Annotated in this window: 16 protein-coding genes; 5 read left to right on the top strand and 11 right to left on the bottom strand. The window is 40.8% G+C overall.

Annotation, left to right across the window (positions count from 1 at the left end; genetic code table 11):
• Positions 1 to 82 precede the first annotated feature (82 nt).
• Positions 83 to 295 carry a hypothetical protein gene (locus L2735_RS09940; protein WP_248984555.1) on the bottom strand — a complete coding sequence of 71 codons (213 nt, stop codon included), beginning with the start codon at positions 293 to 295 and terminating at the stop codon, positions 83 to 85.
• Here L2735_RS09940 and L2735_RS09935 point away from each other — a divergent pair.
• From L2735_RS09935 to L2735_RS09920, 4 genes are all read left to right on the top strand, one after another.
• On the top strand, positions 266 to 2,230 hold the full coding sequence (locus tag L2735_RS09935) for a WecB/TagA/CpsF family glycosyltransferase (protein ID WP_248984554.1): 1,965 nt from the start codon (positions 266 to 268) through the stop codon (positions 2,228 to 2,230). The two genes, L2735_RS09940 and L2735_RS09935, sit on opposite strands and share 30 nt — an antisense overlap.
• 8 nt (positions 2,231 to 2,238) lie before the next feature.
• The gene (locus L2735_RS09930; protein WP_248984553.1) at positions 2,239 to 3,633 is read left to right on the top strand and encodes a sugar phosphate nucleotidyltransferase; all 1,395 of its coding nucleotides are present in this window, start codon (positions 2,239 to 2,241) and stop codon (positions 3,631 to 3,633) included.
• 62 nt (positions 3,634 to 3,695) lie between these two features.
• Positions 3,696 to 4,088 (top strand): glycerol-3-phosphate cytidylyltransferase, encoded by a 393-nt coding sequence (gene tagD / locus L2735_RS09925; RefSeq protein ID WP_248984552.1) that lies wholly within the window; start codon positions 3,696 to 3,698, stop codon positions 4,086 to 4,088.
• Positions 4,089 to 4,195: 107 nt separating this feature from the next.
• On the top strand, positions 4,196 to 5,446 hold the full coding sequence (locus L2735_RS09920) for a CDP-glycerol glycerophosphotransferase family protein (RefSeq protein WP_248984551.1): 1,251 nt from the start codon (positions 4,196 to 4,198) through the stop codon (positions 5,444 to 5,446).
• A 143-nt stretch (positions 5,447 to 5,589) separates the two neighbouring features.
• Here the strand turns inward: L2735_RS09920 and L2735_RS09915 are convergent, their stop codons facing one another.
• From L2735_RS09915 to L2735_RS09900, 4 genes are all read right to left on the bottom strand, one after another.
• Positions 5,590 to 5,967 carry a hypothetical protein gene (locus L2735_RS09915; RefSeq protein WP_248984550.1) on the bottom strand — a complete coding sequence of 126 codons (378 nt, stop codon included), beginning with the start codon at positions 5,965 to 5,967 and terminating at the stop codon, positions 5,590 to 5,592.
• 136 nt (positions 5,968 to 6,103) lie between these two features.
• On the bottom strand, positions 6,104 to 6,922 hold the full coding sequence (locus tag L2735_RS09910) for a hypothetical protein (RefSeq protein ID WP_248984549.1): 819 nt from the start codon (positions 6,920 to 6,922) through the stop codon (positions 6,104 to 6,106).
• 1,112 nt (positions 6,923 to 8,034) lie between these two features.
• Entirely contained in the window at positions 8,035 to 11,295 is a 3,261-nt protein-coding gene (locus L2735_RS09905) for a DEAD/DEAH box helicase (RefSeq protein ID WP_248984548.1), read from the bottom strand.
• 120 nt (positions 11,296 to 11,415) lie between these two features.
• The gene (locus L2735_RS09900; protein WP_248984547.1) at positions 11,416 to 13,368 is read right to left on the bottom strand and encodes a monovalent cation:proton antiporter family protein; all 1,953 of its coding nucleotides are present in this window, start codon (positions 13,366 to 13,368) and stop codon (positions 11,416 to 11,418) included.
• A 190-nt stretch (positions 13,369 to 13,558) separates the two neighbouring features.
• Between L2735_RS09900 and dgcS the strand changes: the two genes are divergently transcribed.
• Positions 13,559 to 14,455, top strand: a complete 897-nt coding sequence (gene dgcS / locus L2735_RS09895) for a diguanylate cyclase DgcS (RefSeq protein ID WP_248984546.1) — start codon at positions 13,559 to 13,561, stop codon at positions 14,453 to 14,455.
• 71 nt (positions 14,456 to 14,526) lie between these two features.
• Here the strand turns inward: dgcS and tilS are convergent, their stop codons facing one another.
• The 6 genes from tilS to fabZ all read right to left on the bottom strand — a co-directional run bounded on the left by tilS (position 14,527) and on the right by fabZ (position 22,755).
• Positions 14,527 to 15,927: a tRNA lysidine(34) synthetase TilS gene (tilS, locus tag L2735_RS09890; protein WP_248984545.1), complete on the bottom strand. Its 1,401-nt coding sequence runs from the start codon at positions 15,925 to 15,927 to the stop codon at positions 14,527 to 14,529.
• Between the two features lie 116 nt (positions 15,928 to 16,043).
• Complete coding sequence (dnaE, locus tag L2735_RS09885; RefSeq protein ID WP_248984544.1) at positions 16,044 to 19,517, bottom strand: DNA polymerase III subunit alpha; 3,474 nt, start codon at positions 19,515 to 19,517, stop codon at positions 16,044 to 16,046.
• 205 nt (positions 19,518 to 19,722) lie between these two features.
• Positions 19,723 to 20,352: a ribonuclease HII gene (gene rnhB / locus L2735_RS09880; RefSeq protein WP_248984543.1), complete on the bottom strand. Its 630-nt coding sequence runs from the start codon at positions 20,350 to 20,352 to the stop codon at positions 19,723 to 19,725.
• Positions 20,352 to 21,518 carry a lipid-A-disaccharide synthase gene (lpxB, locus tag L2735_RS09875; RefSeq protein ID WP_248984542.1) on the bottom strand — a complete coding sequence of 389 codons (1,167 nt, stop codon included), beginning with the start codon at positions 21,516 to 21,518 and terminating at the stop codon, positions 20,352 to 20,354. Before lpxB ends, rnhB begins: the two co-directional genes overlap by 1 nt.
• Positions 21,519 to 21,526: 8 nt before the next feature.
• The gene (lpxA, locus tag L2735_RS09870; protein ID WP_248984541.1) at positions 21,527 to 22,297 is read right to left on the bottom strand and encodes an acyl-ACP--UDP-N-acetylglucosamine O-acyltransferase; all 771 of its coding nucleotides are present in this window, start codon (positions 22,295 to 22,297) and stop codon (positions 21,527 to 21,529) included.
• On the bottom strand, positions 22,294 to 22,755 hold the full coding sequence (fabZ, locus tag L2735_RS09865) for a 3-hydroxyacyl-ACP dehydratase FabZ (protein ID WP_248984540.1): 462 nt from the start codon (positions 22,753 to 22,755) through the stop codon (positions 22,294 to 22,296). Before fabZ ends, lpxA begins: the two co-directional genes overlap by 4 nt.
• Positions 22,756 to 22,790: the final 35 nt, after the last annotated feature.

Here is a 22,790-nt window from a genome sequence, read left to right as displayed (position 1 = left end):
AACGATGATACGCCACTTAGATTAACTGAGGCTTGCGCCTTACTAACAAGGATTCAACCAGCATTAAATGAGAACAACTTCCCTATTCTGACTTTGCAGTGTCGTTCGCAGTCTGCAAAGTCAGCTTTTTATCTGCAGATAACCCCAACAGTAAAACCTTACCAAATACCATCAAAGTACTATAAAACAACACCTTATAAAACTGGAACAGTTCGTGCTTATACAAGGTATCAGACTTATTTAAATCGTCCTTGTGAGGCAATACATGAAAACAACCCACTTTGAAAATACTCACGATAACACTCCACTTTCTATCATGATGTTGGATTGGATAATCGCGTTTTACGTGATGATAATTACCAGCCCAATTTTCATCTTTAAAGTGATCACTTTAGCTTGCTCAAAGCACGCTGTGTTCGAAACCCTGTATATACACGCAGATGAAAAACAAATAGCTATTCGTCTTTTCTCTCAAGGACGCTTTAAGTCATTACCTCTGTTTTATAGCGTACTGAAAGGTGATATTGGTTTATTGGGCAGTGCATTTGAATATGCCGTGTTTGATGCGACTCAAGATAATAGCCGTCCTGGAATATTATCTGTTGAACAGATGCAGCGCCGCATGGGGATTCAACATATAAAGGGCACTTCAGATAATCCAACACGTTTGATAACTTACATAGTCAACATTATTAAATGCCTATTCAGTAAGCTCGTCGTTGTCTCTACTCAACTGAACTACCCAAATCAATTTAACTTGTTAGGGGTAAATATTGATAACAACACCATGAGCGAAAGTGTTGATTTGCTAATCCGTTCATCTCAGTCAGCGACAACCAAACAGTTTGCTTTTGTGAATGCTGATTGCCTTAACCTTGCTGCAACCAATAGCAATTATCGCAATACCGTCAATCAGTGTGACCAAGTTTTTGCTGATGGTAGCGGAATACGTATCGCATGTCAGTTACATAAAATTGGCCTTAAAGATAATGTAAACGGGACTGATATGTTACCGCTATTGTGTGAGCAAGCAGCTGAACAAGGCATTTCACTTTACTTTTTAGGCGGTAAAGAAGGCACCGCTGCAGAAGCTGCTGCAAATCTTAAAAAACAATTTCCCACTTTAAATATTGTCGGTTGTCATCACGGCTTTTTAAACCAAGCCAATGCTCCCAAAGAGAGTGAGCAGCAAGTGATTGAACAAATCAACCAATCTGGCGCACAGATACTGCTGGTTGGTATGGGCGCGCCAAAACAAGAGCAATGGATTAGTGCGCATAAAGCTGAGCTAAATGTTGGCGTCGCTGTTGGTGTCGGTGGATTGTTTGATTTCTTTGCCAATAACGTATCAAGAGCACCTGTCGCGGTGAGACAAGTCGGCATGGAATGGGTCTGGAGACTCGCCCAAGAGCCTAAAAGAATGTGGAAACGTTATGTTGTGGGTAATCCGTTATTTCTTGCTCGTATATTAAAGCAAAAACGTTCAAGTAATATGTCTGTGTCCCCTACAAATACTAGCGCCGCTAAAACAAACAACTCGGCCTCAGTAAAACAACCACAGCCTTCGCTATCAAGCTTAGGGCAAAGTACACAGAATAAACGTCGTTGGTACTTCTTTGGCATCAAATGTGGTCAATTTGCAAAACGCACATTTGATATTGTCGCCGCTAGCATTTTGCTAATGCTACTGGCACCACTATTCGTCTTTACAGCCTTGAGTATTCGTATTGAATCAAAAGGAGCCATCTTTTTTTCTCAAACTCGCAGCGGCCGTAATAACCAACCTTTTACCATGTGGAAGTTTCGCTCAATGTATATCGATGCTGAAGCAAGACTTGAAAAAATCAAACAAAACAATGAAATGCAAGGTGGTGTGTTATTCAAAATGAAAAAAGATCCGCGCATTACTAACGTAGGAAAACTGATCCGCAAAGCTTCTATCGATGAGTTACCACAACTTTGGAACGTATTAATCGGTGATATGTCACTAGTTGGCCCAAGACCTGCACTACCTAGTGAAGTAAGCCAATATCAGTTAAGTGATCGTCGCAGATTGGGAGTTAAACCTGGTATTACTTGCATTTGGCAAGTAAGCGGACGTTCAGATATTCCTTTTGATAAGCAAGTAGAACTAGACATAGATTACATCTACCAGCAATCACTAAAAGAAGATATCGCTCTGTTACTGAAAACGATTCCAGCAGTACTTTTGGCGCGTGGCGCCTACTAGGAGATGTTATGCAAGCTATCGTATTTGCAAACCGAAACGGAAATGAATTAGCCCCTTTAAATCAACACTATTGCCCTGCTTTATTGCCTGTCGCTAATAAAGCACTCGTGGAATATACCTTAGAGGATTTAGCTGCTGCAGGCATCACTGACGTAAAAATGGTTGTTTGTCATGAAGCCCAAAATATTGAGTCAAAAATGGGTAATGGCGAACAGTGGGGCTTAACTATCAACTACTTTTTAAGTAAGCCAGAAGAGCAAGTTAACAGCGTTCTGTCGCGTATGAACATCGATAAAACTGCGCAAGCATTAGTTGTTCGTGGCGATATGCTTCGTAGCCCTTGCTTAGCACGTTTCATTGAGTTTTCACGTTTAATGCCATCGAAATTTGTCCATGCAAAAATGGATCAACGTAACCCTGCCATGATGATGCTGCCTGCAGGTTGGAAGCATAATCAATTATTAAATTGGCCTTTAGAAACCACAGAAGTTGACCATAACAACAGCGTTGCTCAGGTTCTTCATGGCGAGTGTTTTTACATTGACAGCTTAGCCGCTTATGTAAAAGCATCTGAGTATGTCATCAATAGCCAAGATTTTTGTGTTAAAGGGCGAGTTATCAATACCAATAACGCACACCAAAGTTTAGTGGTAGAAGCCCAATGTCAGCTACCTGATTTATCAGAAACTCAAGCATATGGCGCAATTGGGGAGTACACAAAAGTGTCTAATAAAGCGAAGTTATCCCAAGGAGTTGTTGTTGGCGAATATTGTTTCATTGAAGACAGTCAAATCCAAGACAGTATTATTTTACCTAACACTTATGTGGGTCCACAGCTATGCGTCGAAAATAAAATCATTTCTCAGGATTTAATTATCGATCCAGTAACTAACAGCTGGACCAAAGTCGAAGACCAAAGCTTAATTGCAAAATCGACTCAAGAGACGACTAACTATAACGGCATTTTTCAGCGCGCTGTTTTGTTAACACTATATGTATTGTTATCTCCGCTATTGCTAGCTCTTTTTCTAGGTTCGTTAATGTTAAAACCAAGAAAACCTATCGTAACTGAGTCGGTGATTAATAACGAACAGCAGCCCGTTAAAGCACATAAATTTAATATAAAAAGTCCAAGCTTTGCATTACTACCACAGGTTTGGTTAGTGATTAAAGGTGACCTTAATTTATTCGGCGCCTCAACTAAATATCAAAATAAACAGGACGGAAATTCAACTTATGGTGTTTATGGCCCCGTACAGCTAAATTTTGATGAGAATACCCCAATCGAAGAAATCCAAATGGTGGAAATGGAATTTGAGCAATCTCAAAAACCCTTATACCTGATGAGCATGCTGCAAAAGCAATTTGATAAAACCAATGCCGCCATCGAGTTTAAAAGCTAACAAGTAAAAGAATTTATTGAGTAACAACACCAAGCCGAGCACTTTATTAAAGGAATACTATTATGAAAACCATCATCACTTACGGAACATTTGATCTATTTCATTTTGGCCACGTTAGATTACTTGAGCGTTTAAGCAATATGTGTGACCAACTCATTGTTGGTGTTTCAACGGACGAGTTTAATGCCCTCAAAGGTAAAGCAGCATTCTTTAGCTATGAGCAACGAAGCGAGATCATCGCCGCCTGCAAATATGTCACTAAGGTCATCCCTGAGCAAAATTGGCAGCAAAAATCGTCAGATATTGAACGTTATAACGTAGACGTATTTGCCATTGGGGATGATTGGGCTGGTGAATTTGATCACCTAAATAGCCAGTGTGAAGTATTGTATCTCACCAGAACAGATGACATCTCAACCACTGAAATAAAAAATAACCTTGCTGTTGGTGTGTAGGACTAAATCTTTAGTATTTTTTAACGCTTTAATTAAAGCTGGTCGCGTAAGTTAAAAATCATGCTATCTTTGTATTTAAAGGATTTTTTATATCACGGAGGCGAAATATGAGCCAATTTATTTTTAATTGCATTAAATATGTTGTGACTCAAACCCTGTATTTTATTGCAGGTTTCAGCCCTCGCTCCCGTAAAGCTGTAATGGGGTGTTATAAAAACAAATTTGCCGATAACAGTAAGTATCTATTTTTACATTGGCAACGCGCGATGACCATAAGAGCTATTTGGCTCAGTGGTGATAAAAACTTGGTTACAACATTAAACCATCAAGGGTTTGAAGCATATTATCGCTGGAGTGTAAAAGGCATTTATCACGCTTTAACGGCTAAATATTATGTATATAACAGTTATATTGGCGATGTGAATCAATATTTTGCTCGCGGCGCGATTAAAATTAACCTGTGGCACGGCTCGCCACTAAAAAGAATCGAATATGATATTAACAACGGCCCACTTCTTAAGGTATACCACCCAAAAACACTTCGAGATAAGTTTGTTTCCAGCACCCAATTTCATCAACAAAAAATTCGCCCAGATCATATGGTTGCGCCAAGTGATCTAGTTGCTCAGTTATTTGCAGGGGCGTTCAGAATAAACCAGCAACAGATGATATTAAGTGGTAACCCACGAACAGATTACTTCAAGCGTTATCCGCAGCAATCTAAGCGTATTAAAAGCGATCTAAAGCTGTCACTCATCGATGAATTGAAACAAATCAATCAAGTAAAGCAAGTTATACTGTATGCCCCTTCGTGGCGTGACAATTCAGCCTTGGCTAAAAGTAGCAAGCCTGCTGATAGTAATCAGTACACCAAAGCAATTGATTTTGAGGCTCTGTCGGCATCCTTAGTCAAAAATCAGCAATTGCTTTTACTTAGGCTACACCCTAACGAAGCGGAACTTGCTGAGGCAATGAAAAATCATCCAAACATACTGAATATTTCAGACTGGCAAGACACCTACGAAATCATCAATGACATCGATTTACTAATTACTGATTATTCATCCTTGTACATAGACATGCTGCAAACCAAAGCTGATATTGTATTCTTTCAGTTCGACCAACAAGAATATCAATCTGATAGCAGACAATGTTATCCCTATGCCGATGATCTACCCATGGCAGGAGAAGTGTTAACAGAGTACCACCAGCTGGCTGATTACCTTGAAAACTTAAGTCAAAATCCGAATATCATTTCTTTAGCTAATAAAAAAAATAGAGCTGAGTTAGCTCAGCTCTATTGGCAATATCAACATAATGAATGTTTCAATCAATTGGATAAACTCGTCAGCGCATAACCTCACAGCGTTACAATGATTATAACGTTTGATTATTTTTCAACTCACTTGTGGACATATATGAGTTTGTAATTAGCCTTGGCTCATGAGCTATTTGATTGAAAAATAATTAAGTTTACTCTGGTCCCACTTGTTGTTGAGGCTTACGAGCCTATTGCAGATTTACAAACTGGACAGCTTCGGAACCTGCTATTTACGCGGTTTGTCATACTTTTATTGCGTTTTGAATCCCAGCAACCTGTGCAATATAAACCCGAGTCATCAGGGAATTGATAGCAACCCCATTTAGTGCCAGTAGGTTTTTCGTCTGGCGCAGGAGCTGTTGATTTTAATACTCTTACTTCATCCTTAAGAGCCGCCAACTCTTCTTTTAGAGATGCAGATTCTAATTTTACATCGGCTAATTCCATAGAAAGATCATCTAATAAATTACTAAACTCAGCATCAGAAATGTTTTTCGATATTTCTCTTAAGCGCTTCACAAGATTGATCGAATTATTGACAGTAGAAATTATATCCATTGATACTCCGTGTAAGCCTAACGCCGCTTTAAGTGGTGAGCAACGCAACCACCTTACGTAAACCATTGTGCCGTAAACACTAAAGCTGAATCAAACCGAAAATGCCAAGCGTTGGGAATCCATCTTGAACGCTTTGTTAAATAAACGATTGCACCCAAGCCCATACTTTATCAAGATTTACACAATAAGATGTTTTTATAATACCCGCTTGGAAACCTGTAAATATTGCTAAAATTATAGTTAAAACAACTATCGCCCGCTGATTATTCAAATCAGATTTAGCCCTAGCTATTTCAATTTGATATTGCTCAAGTGTCGCTATAGCTTTACCAGTAACTTTATAATCAAAACTACTTGGACTACTTAGTTCTCCTGAAGCAACAAACGACTCTAAATAGAGTTCCATTTTTTGTTTAACTTCGGTTTTCTTAGGGTGTAAATACCAACGCATGCCATACACATAAGTCATAATATCTAATGAGCTAAATGTTTTGTGTGGTTTCACAGATTGCTTTGCAATTACCTTTTCTAAAATTATCATTCTGCTTGGTAACTGAAGCGGTTTCTTATTAAAGAAAAATTGTGGAACTTGATGTTTCATTGAAGACAGAAATGATTGAACCTTATAAAAACCAGTCCATTCATGCCAACAGTAATCAAAAACCCCCTGATAAACATGAGTATATAATCCGTGATAATGCTCAATTCTAATTGTCACACCATACATTAAAGTAAAAGGTAGACTAGCTCTTGGATTAAAACGATTACTTTCAAAATATGAACCAACGAACCCATCATTATTAACTTCGTCAACTAGTAATAATGGAGTGTCCCCTGCATACAAGCTTATTGAATAACAATTTACGACTTTACCATCATCTCCTGTTCTAGGTATTCTTACTGGGCACGGTTTTCGTAACAACTTTTGTATAATATTAATTTGATAACTATTCATAAACTCTACCTAGTTCATTTAACAGCTTATTAGCGAGAATTCCGATACCCCCTAGGCCACTTACCAAAAACCAACTATCCTACATCTTTATTTATTAATTTTTTCAACAACTTAACACCAACCAAGATTTAAATCAATCGACTAAATAGTGGGTAAAAACGAGAGTTTAGATAACCGAGAATTATGTTGGGTCGTTATGTAAATTCTTTCAAGTATAAAACATATGCATTTCAATAACATAAAGTCGTTAGCTTAGTGAAACCGAGAATGCTTTCATTTACATAACAAGAAGAAATACTCTCAATTACTGCATTTTAATTATGTCTGTATATTTATACAGTTATGCGTAACATAATCAAAAGCAATGCTGGATTTCAATGACGAGATAAATAGATGTAGAGGATAACAAGCTTCGGGGCACAATAAGTAGGGCCAGAGGTGAGCTAGCTCTTAAATTTGTAAAACGCATTCTTGATTATGATCGTCTGCCCCAAAATTCATTTCCAAACTTCGTTTGAATTAGGATCAAAGTCGTGGCGCTTCGCCCACACCAGACCAAAAGGGAGTGAACGGCAACTCCCTCTTGGAACACCCACCCGCCCCTACGAAATTTTCTGAAAAGCGAAAGATTTCAATGGGGACTTTCATAGTGTTAAACTTTATCTGTAGCCCGCTTCGACAAGCTGCAAAAATCACTAACGCTTACGATGGGGCGTCCCTTCCCCTCGAAAGCTAGCCAGACATCCCTGTCTGGACTCACGTAATTTTCTTGCTTACCTCAATTCAAATTGAACATTTAAGCTTTAAATAGAATTTATTTAGCTATGACAAATGAACCAGCGGGCTCAATAGTCTCCGTTGGAAGTGTCCGAATGCGTTGAGCTAATTTGCGTGATGGAGGCAGGACGCCGACATAGCCTCAGTTGAGCCATGGATGGCGAATCTGAGGCGGTAGCAAATTCGCTCTATAGCATAAGGAACAACACTTCGTCGGAGCGGCAAGGGATATCGAAAAGGGAAATGCTGTTATTTCCCTTTCGTCTGGTGTGGGCGAAGCGCCACGACTTTGATCTTGAGATTGCTTTTAACTACAAATAACAAACAGCAGCTAACTAACGCAATAATGACAATAAATCATCAGCATTACCTTGCCATTGACTCTTAGCGCTACCCGCTAAAATGCTGTCGGCTAAGCTTTGTTTATGCTGCTGCATTTCTTGAATTTTCTCTTCCACAGTCCCTTGGGCAATCAGCTTGTACACAAACACCGGATTTAGCTGACCTATGCGGTGCGCTCTATCAGTTGCCTGCTTTTCTGCTGCTGGATTCCACCAAGGGTCGAAATGAATCACTGTATCTGCCGCGGTTAAGTTAAGCCCTGTACCACCTGCTTTTAAGCTGATCAAAAACACGGGTACTTCACCTTCTTGGAAAGCGTCAATTTCAACCTGACGATTGCGGGTTTGGCCAGTAAGCTTACTGTAGCTTATGCCCATATCGATAAACTCTTTTTCGATAAGTGCCAGCATGCCGGTAAACTGACTGAATATGAGTATCTTACGCCCCTCTTCCACCATTTCAGGCACGTTTTCAGTCAGCCATGTCAGTTTGGCATTGTTTTCAACATATTGAGCTTGTTCAAGCTTCACTAAACGTGGATCACAACAAGCTTGGCGCAGTTTAAGCAATGCATCTAAAAATTCGATATGACTACTTGAAACACCTTGCTTAGCAAACAGTTCACGCAGTTTTTTCTCCATCACCAATCGAATACTTTCGTATAAATTACGCTGATCTTTTTCAAGCTCTAACGTCTGCACAATAATGGTTTTTTCAGGTAGCTCCGACATCACTTCAATTTTAGTTCGGCGCAATAAAAATGGAGCGATACGGTTAAGCAATATTGCTGACTTTTCAGTGTCAGCTTGCTTTTCAATCGGGCCTCGAAACTCTTTATTGAAATAAGCATGTTGCCCTAAAAGCCCTGGTAAACAAAAATCCATCAAAGACTTAAGTTCACCTAAATGGTTTTCTAACGGCGTACCCGAAAGACATAATCTGAACTGGCCTTTAAAGGTTTTTAGTGCTTGTGTGACTTTGGCTTGGGCATTTTTAATTTGCTGAGCTTCATCCAAAATGATGTGTTCAAAGCTGTATTCACTGTAAACAATCTCATCGCGCAAAATCAGCGGATAAGTGGTTACGATGACGTCAAAGTCTTCAATTTGATCGAGTAAGGCTTGACGCTTATTACCATGAACCACCAGCACTTTTAAGTCTGGGGTAAATTTCTGCGCTTCTTTATACCAGTTGCCTACCAAACTGGTTGGACAAACAATAAGGCTCGGTCTGGTTTTTCCAGAAGTTGCCCTTGCTGCGCCGGTTAAGGTAGAAGTCACTGCCGCCGCTTTCATTTGTTTTGCTTTAAGTAAAAATGCCAATGTTTGCAGGGTTTTACCTAAGCCCATATCATCAGCCAGAATACCGCCTAATTGGTATTCTTTTAAGAAACAAAGCCAATCGTAACCTTGCTTTTGATAATCACGCAAAGTGGCATTCAAGCCTGTTGGTAACTCTACAGGTTGAATGCCTTTAAACTCTGACAGTTTAGTTGCAAGGTGTCTTACTCGTTCACCGTTGAGTAAACGAATATCGCTTTCAGATAACTCATTAAGTAAATCAGCACGATTACGTGGCACTTCTAATAAGTCACCGCCGCCTCGTTGGAACAATTCCTGGATAACAGAAATTAACGGTTTAATGGTTTTAGCTTTAATTTTAACAAAGCGACCATTAGGGCCTGGCAGAATAAGCTCTTGCTCATCATCAGGCTCACCATTTTGTTGTAACCAGCGAGCCACTAGACTTAACAGCGGCACGCTTTGGCCTTCAATATCGGCATTAAGCGACAACGAAAACCAGCCACTATCTTCGTCGTCATCTAAGTCAACTTCGATGTCCGCTTCGATAATGTTTAAATCAAACTCAGGGGCAAACTCAACGTTATAACCTAAGTCTTCAAGGGTCATTATGCCAAACGTAGTTAATTGCGCCCATTCATTGACCATTTCAGGCATGAGGCCAAGGCTGTAGTAACTGACGGCATTATTGGTGTAAGTCAGCAAACCGTTATCAATGGCTTGAAGTTGCAGGCTTTGCAAACATTCAATAGCTTGTGCTTCACAGTCTAATTCGCGGTGAATTTGATACTGAGTTTTACCTTGTTTAATTAAGCTGATTTTCTCACGGCTTAACTTACCTGGAATTGTGATATCACCATACGCAAACTCAAGTTGTAATACGGGCTGAATGACTGCACTGTCGTTAAGCTGCACCATAGTAAAGGTTAACTTTACTTTCAGCGGATCTTCGATTTCATAAAACTCAATTTCGCTGGGAACAGGCACACTTTTAGGCGAAAAGTGACGCAGCATTTTATCGCTAATACTATCTACTTTATCCAGCGGCACAGGTGGCATTTGCTGCAGTAGCTTGAGTTTTTCAACGGTTAAATCCGTTGCTACTGCACCTATTTTTAAATAATCCAAATCGACAAACATAGGTGGGCAAGTGGCGATGAACTCCCAGTTATCAAGCTCTGGCATGCTCATACTAATTTGAGTGTGTCGGGCATCGGTTTCTTGCCACATGAAGTCTGGAACAACAGGCGTAGTGATAGTGAGCGGAGTGCGGCTTTCTTCCCAAAAGCAGGTGCCAAGTTCGAGCATTTTATTTAATGCTAATGCACAAATCTCACCTTCTAAATAGATTTTTGATGCACTTTTAGACGAGGATAATAACAGGCTTATAATTTGACTATCTTCAGGGTTAATCCACCAAGGGAGATGATACTTAACATCGTTTAAAGCAACTTTACTGCCCTTGTTATAGAGGCCTTTCTTATTCAATTTACTGCGTTTGAAGTCAACAAAAATACCATGATGATCGCTAGACAAAGTGAAGATGATACGATCTTTTTCTTCATCCTCTTCTTCAACAGGATTAATTAAGTCTTGTTTCTCAAGCTGCATTAACCACTGGCTTAAGCGCTGCTCTTCCACTGGTTTTTTATCGATTAATGCTAACAGAGCGGCGGCTACATGCTTACAGTTAGAGCCAACAGGACAGGAGCAATGAGATTTCATCATTATTTTATGGTTGACGTTAACCAAGGTAATATCTTGGCGATAAGGCTCAATAGCAGAGCCCACCACATAAGATTCGATATTATGGTTTTCTTGGCTTGCATGTACTTCAAGTACACGCCCTTCAATTAGGTAGTTCTGCGCTTTTTGCAGCTGAACAGAAGAAAATAACTTAGTAATGAGATCTAAGCTAATTTTAATTGGAAGATTAAACAATTTGGCCGACATGCACTATTCCATACAAGCTGTAGCAAGAAAAATTGGCTACACAACAACGAACGTAACCATCCATTGTATGGAAGAAGATGGCAAAATTCTACTGTATTTAGCCATCTTCAAAAAAAACCATCACCCTTGAAGTAAATACTCTTCAGCTGTTTCAATTTCGCGAGGTTTCCCAACGAGCATAATAATGTCTTTTCGCTGAAACACCCATTCTTCAGGCGGCGGACTCAGCTCCTCTCCTTTACGCCTAACGGCGCGAATTTCAACACCTAACTCTGACCAAGGGATCGCTGTTAATGTTTTGCCCACAGCGTTTGAACCAGTATCTAGCGATACAGCGTGCAATAGTTCAAGGGTAAAATCGGTTTCTGCACCAGTAAAGAAACCGTGTAAATATTGGTAGTGGTTACGCCTTTCTGATTCAAGTCGTTTAATAATCCGTGGTAAAGGGACTCCGCACTTATAGAGCACTTGCGAGACTAGCATCAAGCTTCCTTCTAATTTTTCAGGGATCACTTGAGTCGCCCCCATTTCTTTAAGGCTATCGAGTTCTGCATCATCGGTAGTGCGAACAAGGATTTTAGTCTCTGGTGCGAGTTTACGAGACAAGGCTAAACAGTCTTCCACCTGCCTTGACTCACCAAAGGTAATAACCACCATACTTGCACGGCGAATACCTATTTGTTTAAGTAAGCCCATTTTACATGCATCACCAAAGAATACGGGTTCACCGGCAATCTTGGCTTCTGATACACGCTTTGGATCTAAATCCAATACCACAAAAGGCACCGCTTCTGTTTTCAAAAATCGAGCAATCGTTTGCCCAACACGTCCGTAACCGAGAATAAGGACCAAATCTCCATCTTCAGGTGGCGGTAACGTAAACTCATCTTCTAGTTGTGATTTTTTCGAGGTCCTGCCTTCAATCTTTTGCGCTATTTCAAGGCTATTTCTTACCAACCACGGGGCTATAGACATAGAAAGCACGGCAACCATAACGAATATGGTGCTCATTTGTGTTTCAAGCAATTCGTAATTAACCGCCAAAGCCAGCACCACAAAACTAAACTCGCCAACCTGTGCCAGGCTAATCGCTGTACTTAACGCCACCTTGAATTGCTCACCACCTAATTTGAGAATACCAAACACAACAATTGTTTTCGTCAGCAGTACGGCAATAAGGATCAGTAAGATTTGCCACCAAAATTCAGCGACTATCGAGAAATCGAGCAACATGCCAATCGAGATAAAGAACAATCCCATTAGCAAGTCACGAAACGGCCTTATATCAGCCTCAAGCTGTCTTCGATATTGGCTTTCGCCCAATAGCATGCCAGCAATAAATGCCCCTAATGCCATCGATAGACCAAGCCACTGAGTGAAGGCTCCAGTAACCAAAACCACCACTAATGTTGAAAGAACAAATAATTCATTGGAGCGAGAGCGAGCAACTTCATCAAAAATGCGCGGTAATATCCACTTGCCAAAAGACATTAAACCAATAAAAGCAAGGATCCCCGTTAGCATCCCCCAAGCAATATCGAGAAAGCCCATTGGCTCCCCATTGGTGGATAACAAGGGTAAAATAATCAATAAAGGTACTACGGCAATGTCTTGAAATAACAATACACTGACTGAGAGCTCACCATGGCGCCTTCGCATCCAGCCTTGCTCATTAACAAGCTTAAGGACAATCGCAGTAGAAGAGAGCGCCACAGCAGAGCCAATCACCACCGCAGCAACCATATTTTGGCCAAACATTAAGGCAACTAAGCCGGCAATGAGAGCGGTGAAAGTAACTTGGGCGCTGCCTAAACCAAATACAGTCCGGCGCATTGACCAAAGCTTAGGGACTGAGAATTCGAGCCCTAAACTGAACATCAGCAATACCACCCCTAGTTCAGCCACTGAGTGCATTTGCTGCTGAGTGAACCAATGAAAACCACTTGGGCCACTGACAACACCCGTTAACAAGTAAGCTAAAATTGGCGGCAAACCAAATCGTCGAAGTAAAGCAATCGCTACAATAGCAATCACCAACATTGAGAGAATATGGATGAAAATGCTGTGCTCCATAAATACGTGTTCTCCGAGTCAAAAAACCAACGATGAAAGAAACAGTCTATTAACAAAGTCGTTCATTAACAATAACCATCTGAAAATAAGCAATAAAAAAAGTTCGGCATGTTTTTTGCTTTTAATTAATACAACTCAATAACAAACATCTCGTTATTGTACGAAAGAATTATTAAATGAGGTAAGCCAGATGGATTACGCAATTGCTTCACAGCCATATCCTGAACAAAATTGGAATAAATCAGCACCTTATGAAAATGGTCATGCTGATAGCCAACAAAGTACTTTGGTAAAAATTCTTCAGCAAATGCATTCGAGTTTAGATCCAAGAACGGTATTTGCCAGCTACGGCAAGACGCTTGGCCAATTATTGCCGATTCAAGGAATACAGCTAAATCACCAATTGAAACTCAATTGGGGTCGTTGCCATGGCTTAAACCAGCAGCGGGTTATTAGCGGCTTTGGCGAACCATATAGCATTAAATATTTCCTTAATGCACCGCTAACACCTAATCAATTATTGCAACTCAACGAGCTTGAGACCTTATTCTGCCAGCCATTTTTTAATGCTGTGAAATTCGATCAAATGTCTACCCAAGCGATGTTCGATGCGCTGACGGGGTTGGGAAATCGTTATTACTATCGCAAAAGTATTAAAAATGCCTTAGCAAGATCAAGCCGCAAACAAGGCGATATCTCATTGTTAGTATTAGATTTAGACAACTTCAAAGGTCTAAATGATCAACATGGTCATAAACTCGGCGACACTATTTTGTCTGAGTTTGCTGAATTGATTAATGAAGCGATTCGTAATACCGACCAAGCTTTCCGTATTGGTGGCGATGAATTTATAATTATAGCCCAAGGAAATGAACTCGAAATGACACCTTTGTGTCAGCGAATTATCAAGGCGATGGCTGAGCACCCGTTAATGAGTGCATTTAAGGTGCAGTGTAGTTTGGGGGTAGCAGATTCTGCGATGACAACAACTCAAGATAAGCTTTATGAACGTGCAGACACAGCATTGTATGCGGCAAAAGCGTCAGGTCGAAATTGCTTTAAGTTAAGCAGTGAAACAGCTGCCTAAGTTTATAAAATAAACCTAGAACAGAGTCGGAAGGCTTATATAGCAGTTATGAGTGTATAGCTGTGATGAGTTTACAGCTTAAAACCTAGATTTTGACCCTGAGCTAAAAAACGTTTATCTACCCAAAGCCCCAATGCTGCTACTAGATTATCATTATAAAAAACCAAAGGGGTTTGATTTCTCTGCCAAGGAGGCACGGCAAGCTCTTGCCATATTTTTTTAAGTTCACGTCCTTTATCTCTAAAATGAGGCTGACAACGAGTACTCCCCTTCGCGCCAAAAACAACACTCACTTTCTCAGTATTGGGTAAACGTAATCTAACCCCATCATGACTCAATGTTACTTGGTACTCTTGCACACCCAGGCTGTTAGCCCCTTCAGAGCCACTTCCTGTAATGAAAGCGGATAATTCGTCAATAGTATTAGTCTGTTGCGCTTTTAAGCTGTTCTCGTTAGCGACAGGAACAATATATGCCCGTCCCGCAAAACGCTTTATCGAATAGTCACCGCAGTGAACATCGACTTTAGCGTCATCTGCCGCATTCAGCACTTGATCAAGAATTTGTTCGAGTTGTGAGTGCGATGGTAAAGGGAGTTTTTGGCTTTGAATATAGCCTCTTAATAACAAGCTTTGCCATTGCGGTGACTCGCTCTTTAATTCCAATAACTTAAAGGCAGGATACTTGCCACCAACGGTGATATCGATAAAAGCAGGTAAGCGATTATTCACTTCCTGTTCTATGACTATTTGCTGCTGAGCACATAAATTTGCACTTCGCGATGCGGTTACTGCAATACTCGGCCAGCGCTGCTTTAATCGGGGAATGATATCTTGGCGTAAAAAATTACGATCAAACTGTTCATCCTGATTACTTTCATCTTCGATATGCTTAAGCTCTACTGAAGTAGCAAAGGACTCGATTTGCGCTCTAGAGATATCAAGTAACGGTCTGACAATCCACGAATGCTGATTAAAAGGTTGAATGGCGCCCATGGCTGCTAAGCCTTTGGGGCCTTGACCGCGTTTTAATGCAAGCAGAACGGTTTCTAGTTGGTCATCCTGATGGTGAGCGGTTAATAAAATATCTCCTTGATTGAGATACTTCTTAAATACGTTATAACGGGCATCTCGCGCTATGGCTTCCAAGCTTTGTCGAGGCGATTTGGTTAAATTGACTCGTTCAATCTGGATCGGAAGTTGATACTTATTTGCCTGTGCTAAACAGTGGTCTACCCAAGTGTCAGCGTTATCACTCAAGCCATGATGAACATGCACTAATAGACATGGAATATGCGGATGCTGTTGAGCAAAAGCACTTAATCCATATGCCAAACACTCAGAATCAACACCGCCGCTGTAAGCTAATACTAACTTAGGCTGATTTGGGCTTACTGAACTAGACTGCAGATTAGATGACAGCAATGCTAAAGTATATTGTTCAATAGCTTTACTTATTTCATTCACTGTCATCGTTTATACCTATGTTTACTACACTAGTTATTGCACTATTTACTAATTTAGCTCTTGTTTTAACCTTGATTTAGCTCAGTTAATTATTGCTTACCTTTTTACTTATGAAAGGTTAACTAAAAGACTATCTTAACGTTTTTCGAACCAACAAGGCTTTCAATCGCGAGCATTAGCTCATCCGTTGGATTAACGCGCCATTCATCCCCAAGGTTTAATTGCCCAGCCGCTTCTTGCTGTTGGTAATGAATCACAACTGGAACGCTGCCATTTTTCCAAGGTGTTAAAGCTTGTTCAAATTTCTCAAGCCACGCTTGATCAATATCATCAGCAGTGACGTTAATTTCAACCGCATTGGCAAAGTGACTGCGGGCTTCACCGATTTCAATAATATTACGTGCCGTCATACGATTGCCGCCAGCAAAGTCATCAAAGCTGACCTCACCTTCACAAATCAAAATACGATCTTTTTCTAATAAGTGATTGAACTTCTCAAACGCTTCAGTAAACAACATCACTTCTAAACGAGCACTTTTATCATCTAAGGTCACTAAGCCCATTTTAGAGCCACGCTTAGTGATCATCACACGCGTCGCAATTACTAAACCTGCCGCCTTCATGGTTTTACCACGATCAGTAGGATGCACATCTTTAAGGCGACCTGAGGTGTATTGCTTTAACTCTTTTAAATACTGGTTGATTGGATGACCAGTCAGGTATAACCCTAAGGTATCTCGCTCACCTTCAAGCCAGACTTTATCAGGCCAAGTCGCACATTCAACAAAGCTCTGTTTGTTATCTTCAGGCTCGGAATTAAGTAGGCCAAACATATCATTTTGACCAGTCGCCTCAGCTTTTGCATGCTGAGCTGCAGCTAAAATAGCCTCAGGAAGTGTCGCTATCATAGCGGCGCGATGCGGGCCTAAATTGTCCAGCGCACCAGCACAAATGAGTTTTTCAATAACGCGTTTATTAAGCTTTTTCAAATCGATTCGAGCACAAAAGTCGAATAAATCGGTAAACGGCCCATCTTTACGCGCATTGAGAATCGATTCAACAGGGCCATCACCGACACCTTTAATCGCGCCAATTCCGTATACGATGTTTAAGTCATCATCAACAGTGAACTTGAACAAGCCCTTATTCACATCAGGCGGAATAATCGGTATGCCCATACGTTCACATTCATCAACTAAGATAACAATTTTATCGGTGTTATCCATATCCGCAGACATTACAGCAGCCATAAACTCAGCTGGGTAATGGGTTTTTAACCATAGCGTTTGATAAGAAACTAATGCGTATGCTGCTGAGTGAGATTTGTTGAAACCATAACCGGCGAATTTTTCCACCAAATCGAAGATTTTCATCGACAGTGGGCCATCAACACCGTTTTTAATCGCCCCTTCTTCGAAAGTACCGCGCTGCTTAGCCATTTCTTCTGGTTTTTTCTTACCCATTGCACGGCGGAGCATATCCGCGCCACCAAGGGTATAGCCAGCAAGTACCTGCGCAATTTGCATCACTTGTTCTTGGTACAAAATAATGCCGTAAGTGGGCTCAAGTAGTTCTTTTAACGACTCATGCTGATATTCAGCATCTGGATACGAGACTTCTTCACGACCATGCTTACGTTCAATGAAGTTATCTACCATGCCCGATTGCAGTGGGCCTGGTCGGAAAAGTGCCACCAGTGCAATCATGTCCTCGAAACAATCGGGCTGAAGACGTTTAATCAAATCTTTCATACCACGGGATTCCAATTGGAATACCGCTGTAGTCTCGTAGCGTTGTAGTAACCTGAATGATTTAGGGTCGTCTAAAGGAATGGCTTCGATACGCACCGGATCTTTCCCTTGCTTAGCTAAGCGAGGGTTAATCATTTGCAGCGCCCAATCGATAATAGTCAGGGTTCTTAACCCCAAGAAATCGAATTTAACTAGGCCCGCAGTTTCTACATCATTCTTATCGAACTGAGTGACTGGGTTTAAGCCTTCAGCATCACAGTATAAAGGAGAGAAATCTGTAATTACGGTAGGTGAAATAACCACACCACCGGCATGTTTACCCGCGTTACGTGTGACACCTTCTAAACGGCGACACATATCAATAAGCTCACGAACATCTTCATCAGCATTATAGGCTTCAGGAAGTGATGGCTCTACTTCAAATGCTTTTGTTAATGTCATCCCAGGCTCTGCTGGGATCATTTTAGTTAGGCGCTCAACAAAGCCATAAGGATGGCCTAAAGCACGCCCAACGTCGCGCACAACCGCTTTTGCAGCCATGGTACCGAAAGTAATAATTTGCGATACCGCATCTCGGCCATATAACTCAGCAACATGGTCAATAACTTCATCACGGCGATCCATACAGAAATCGACATCAAAATCAGGCATTGATACACGTTCAGGGTTCAAGAAACGCTCGAATAATAAATCATATTCTAACGGGTCTAGGTCGGTAATTTTTAGTGCATAAGCGACAAGTGAACCCGCACCAGAACCACGACCTGGCCCCACTGGAATATCATTATCTTTACCCCACTGGATAAACTCCATAACGATCAAGAAGTAACCAGGGAACCCCATCTGGTTAATCACTTTGAGTTCGATATCTAAGCGTTCATCATATTCAGGTCTTTTCTCTGCTCGTTCTTTTTCGTCTGGAAATAAAAACTCTAAACGCTCTTCTAAACCCTTCTCTGAGACTTCAACCAGAAAGTCTTCAATGGTTAAATCACCCGTTGGAAAATTTGGCAGGAAGTATTCGTTTAAACGTATAGTGACATTACAACGTTTGGCAATTTCAACACTGTTAGATAAGGCAGATGGAATGTCAGCAAACAATTCACACATTTCTTCTTCTGAACGAAGATATTGCTGATCACTATATTTCTTAGGGCGACGCGGATCAGCTAAGGTGAATCCATCATGAATCGCAACGCGGATTTCATGGGATTCGAAATCATCGGCTTTTAAAAAAACCACTTGGTTAGTGGCAACAACAGGTAAGTCTTTTTCTGAAGCAAGCTTAACCGCCAAGTGCAAATAGCGTTCTTCATCAGGACGACCTGTTCGAATTAGCTCAAGAAAATATCGGTCTTCAAAATGAGTCTTATAGAACTCAACCAATTCATCAACTTGAGTCTGATTGTCTTTTAATAACGCTTTACCGACATCCCCATCTTTTGCCCCTGAGATCAATAAAATACCGTTATTGAATTTCACTAGCCATTCTTGGTCAATCACGACTCTGCCGTTAATTTGTCCACGTAAATATGCTTCGCTAATTAACTGAGTCAAACTCTGATAACCATCATTATTCAACGCAATGATGGTGATGGCACAAAAATCGTTTTCAAACCCAGGGACTTTCATCCAAAAATCTGCACCAACAATGGGCTTTATTCCTGCGCCATGAGCACCGCCGTAGTACTTCACTAAGCCGCAAAAGTTATTTTGGTCTGTTATGGCTAATGCGCCCATCCCAAGTTCAGCTGCTTTTGCTAGGATAGGTTTTACTTTTGCCACGCCATCAGACATGGAAAAATCACTGTGAACACGAAGATGGACAAAACGAGGATCGGACATAGATTATGGTATCTTTGGAATGCTTGATTAAAAGGAAAAACCGCTGACCAGATTAGCAAAATAAGCCAATTTTTAATAGCGAATAATGAATTTCACAGTGTTATAGATAATATTGAATTTAGGCGCATAACGTTAAAATTCGCTACCTTATCTAACTGTTATCAATAAAGTAACGTTTTATGAAGGCCAGATATTTAATTGTCTATCAAGGCTTATTTAACCGTTCAAAAACCGGTTTAAAACTTTTACGATGTTCATCTAAAACACCATGGGCCTCTAGGGCTTCAAAATGAGCTTTTGTCGGGTAGCCTTTATGTTTAGCAAAACCGTATTGAGGATATCGACTATCAAGCTCTGCCATTTCTCTATCACGGGTAACTTTGGCGATAATAGAGGCGGCACTAATTGCAGCAACTAAACCATCACCTTTTACTATCGCATGACTTTGTATTCCGAAATCAGGGGAACGGTTTCCATCGACTAATACTCGCTCAGGCAAGATAGATAAACCACTGACAGCACGTTGCATCGCTAGCATCGTGGCATGCAAAATATTAATCTCATCAATTTCAATAGGCGTTGCGCGGCCAACACTGATCGCTAATGCTTTATCCATAATTTCGACATACAAGGCTTCACGGCGCTTCTCTGTAAGCTTTTTAGAATCATTTAGGCCTGTAATAGGATTATTTGGATCTAAAATAACTGCAGCAGTTACAACATCACCCACTAATGGGCCACGGCCAACTTCATCGACCCCAGCGACTACACCACGGCTTATATATTCAACCTGTTCGTGAGTGATGCCTTTTATTACTGCAGGAATTCGGCTCATTAGTTAGTCTCTTGTGATTGAGGGTCGTTTATCACTTTGATCACTGCATCAGCCGCTCTATCACTAGCATTACAACGCAGTGTTAGATGTAATTTTTCAAACTCTGCTTTCAAAGGCGCAAAATCGATATTCAGCTGCTCAATAACGGCTGCAGCAATATTGTGTTCATTACACTCATCTTGCACAATCTCAGGAATTAACGCTCTATCTGCTAATAAATTAGGTAAAGAGTAATGCTCAAGACTCATCAACCTTTTAGCTATGCTGTAAGTCAGTCCATTCACTCGATAAGACATGACAGTTGGGCGCTTAATTAACATCGCCTCTAAAGCTGCGGTTCCTGATGCGAGTAATATTGCATCCGATGCCGCCATGACTTCACGAGATTGGCCTTCTACCAGTTCAATCTCAAGATCAGGTGCAAATGCTTTAAGCGCTGCAACAAACTGCTCTCTTCGAGTCTGATTCACTAACGGAGTGACAAATTTAATATCGGGATACTTTTGTTTAACGAGGACGATAGCTTTGATAAATGGCTCAGCGAGTTGCTTAAGCTCACTACCTCGAGAACCCGGTAGTACTGCTAAGTATTCTGCTGTTGGATCTAGCCCAAGTAATTTTCGCGCAGCAAATTTGTCACTTTCCATGGGGATATCATCAGCCAGAGTGTGACCAACAAAAGTGCAAGGAACTTGATATTTATCGTAAAAGGCTTTTTCAAAAGGCAGTAACGACAATACCATGTTAGTGGCTTTCGCTATTTTAAAGATACGCTTTGGACGCCAAGCCCAAACTGATGGACTGACATAATGAACTGTTTTAATGCCTTTATTCTTAAGCTTTAACTCAAGACCAATATTAAAATCAGGAGCATCAATACCAATAAAGCAGTCAGGTTTCGCTTGGCATATTTTTTCAATGAGCGTAGCTCTAACCTTCAGTAATCTTGGTAATCGTCCAAGGACTTCAACAATTCCCATCACCGCAAGCTCTTCATAAGAAAAAAAGCTTTCAAAGCCAAGCGCTTCCATCTGAGGACCGCCAATGCCAATAAATCTGGCATCAGGATAGTGCTTTTGCAGAGACTTAATTAATCCTGCACCTAAAATATCGCCTGAGATTTCTCCGGCGACCATTGCAAATATACGAGGGGTATTATTTGTCATTGTTTATTCTATCGAATGATCCCACGGGAAGAGCCATTAATAAAATCAACCATACCTTTAACGTACTCATCAGATTCAGCATCTTCAGTAATTTCAGCCAATGCTTCTTCGATAGTTAAGTTTTTACGGTACAGAGATTTATAAGTACGACGGATCGCATGTTGCGTCTCTTTAGTAAAACCACGGCGTTTAAGCCCTTCTACATTTAACCCGCGAGGGATAGCAGGACTACCAGCGGCCATGACAAACGGCGGCACATCTTGGAAAATAGTTGACGAGCCAGCTGTAAAGGCGTGAGCACCAATATGCACAAACTGATGTACACCAGTCATACCACCTAAAATAGCCCAGTCACCAACATGTACATGACCTGCAATAGATGCATTATTTGCCATGATGATGTTATCGCCTAGGACACAATCATGGGCAATATGAACGTAGGCCATTAATAGATTATTAGAGCCAATGTGGGTTTCGCTATTATCTTGAATCGTGCCACGATGAATGGTCACGTTTTCACGGACAATATTATTATCGCCCATGATCAATGTGGTTGGCTCACCCGCATACTTTTTATCCTGGCATTCTTCACCAATCGATGAGAACTGGAAAAAACGGTTGCCTTTACCAATAATACTTGGTCCTTTGATAACAACATGTGAGCTTACCCAAGTGTCGTCGCCAATTTCAACATCAGCGCCGATATAACTCCAAGGGCCAATAGTGACGTTGTTACCAATTTTTGCGTCTGGATGTACGAATGCTAACTTATCAATCACTTGTTGATCTCTCTACGTGCACACATAATTTCGGCAGAACACGCTAACTCGCCATCGACGAAAGCTTGCCCTTCAAATACACCAATCCCTCGGCGTTCTTTAATCATTTTGACATGGAAATGAACTTGGTCACCAGGAGAAACAACGCGTTTAAAACGCGCCTTATCGACACCAGCAAGTAGGTATAAAACATCTGGTGAAGGATCTGGGCTCATGGTCTTAAATGCTAATAAACCTGTTGCTTGTGCCATAGCTTCAATGATTAATACGCCTGGCATTACAGGTTTTACAGGGAAATGACCTTGGAAAAATGGTTCATTAAACGTCACGTTTTTAATCGCATGTAAAGATTCACCAACGGTATAATCTAATACACGGTCAACTAACAAAAATGGATATCTATGAGGAAGATACTGAAGGATTTCTTCAATATCCATTGTATTTAATTGGTTTGACACGCTTAAGTCCTCGCAATGGCTACTTTGAGCCATGA

Source organism: Shewanella olleyana, assembly GCF_023283825.1.
GTDB lineage: Bacteria > Pseudomonadota > Gammaproteobacteria > Enterobacterales > Shewanellaceae > Shewanella > Shewanella olleyana.
Note: the sequence above shows the minus strand (reverse complement) of the source record. Positions and strands in the feature narration are given on the sequence as shown.

Bases quoted from the DNA above. Each gene is read 5' to 3' on its own strand.
- L2735_RS09915 (WP_248984550.1), bottom strand. From the start codon at position 5,967: ATGGATATAATTTCTACTGTCAATAATTCGATCAATCTTGTGAAGCGC.
- dnaE (WP_248984544.1), bottom strand. From the start codon at position 19,517: ATGTCCGATCCTCGTTTTGTCCATCTTCGTGTTCACAGTGATTTTTCC.
- L2735_RS09920 (WP_248984551.1), top strand. From the start codon at position 4,196: ATGAGCCAATTTATTTTTAATTGCATTAAATATGTTGTGACTCAAACC.
- rnhB (WP_248984543.1), bottom strand. From the start codon at position 20,352: ATGAGCCGAATTCCTGCAGTAATAAAAGGCATCACTCACGAACAGGTT.
- dgcS (WP_248984546.1), top strand. From the start codon at position 13,559: ATGGATTACGCAATTGCTTCACAGCCATATCCTGAACAAAATTGGAAT.
- L2735_RS09910 (WP_248984549.1), bottom strand. From the start codon at position 6,922: ATGAATAGTTATCAAATTAATATTATACAAAAGTTGTTACGAAAACCG.
- L2735_RS09930 (WP_248984553.1), top strand. From the start codon at position 2,239: ATGCAAGCTATCGTATTTGCAAACCGAAACGGAAATGAATTAGCCCCT.
- L2735_RS09935 (WP_248984554.1), top strand. From the start codon at position 266: ATGAAAACAACCCACTTTGAAAATACTCACGATAACACTCCACTTTCT.
- L2735_RS09900 (WP_248984547.1), bottom strand. From the start codon at position 13,368: ATGGAGCACAGCATTTTCATCCATATTCTCTCAATGTTGGTGATTGCT.
- L2735_RS09905 (WP_248984548.1), bottom strand. From the start codon at position 11,295: ATGTCGGCCAAATTGTTTAATCTTCCAATTAAAATTAGCTTAGATCTC.
- tagD (WP_248984552.1), top strand. From the start codon at position 3,696: ATGAAAACCATCATCACTTACGGAACATTTGATCTATTTCATTTTGGC.
- tilS (WP_248984545.1), bottom strand. From the start codon at position 15,927: ATGACAGTGAATGAAATAAGTAAAGCTATTGAACAATATACTTTAGCA.
- lpxB (WP_248984542.1), bottom strand. From the start codon at position 21,518: ATGACAAATAATACCCCTCGTATATTTGCAATGGTCGCCGGAGAAATC.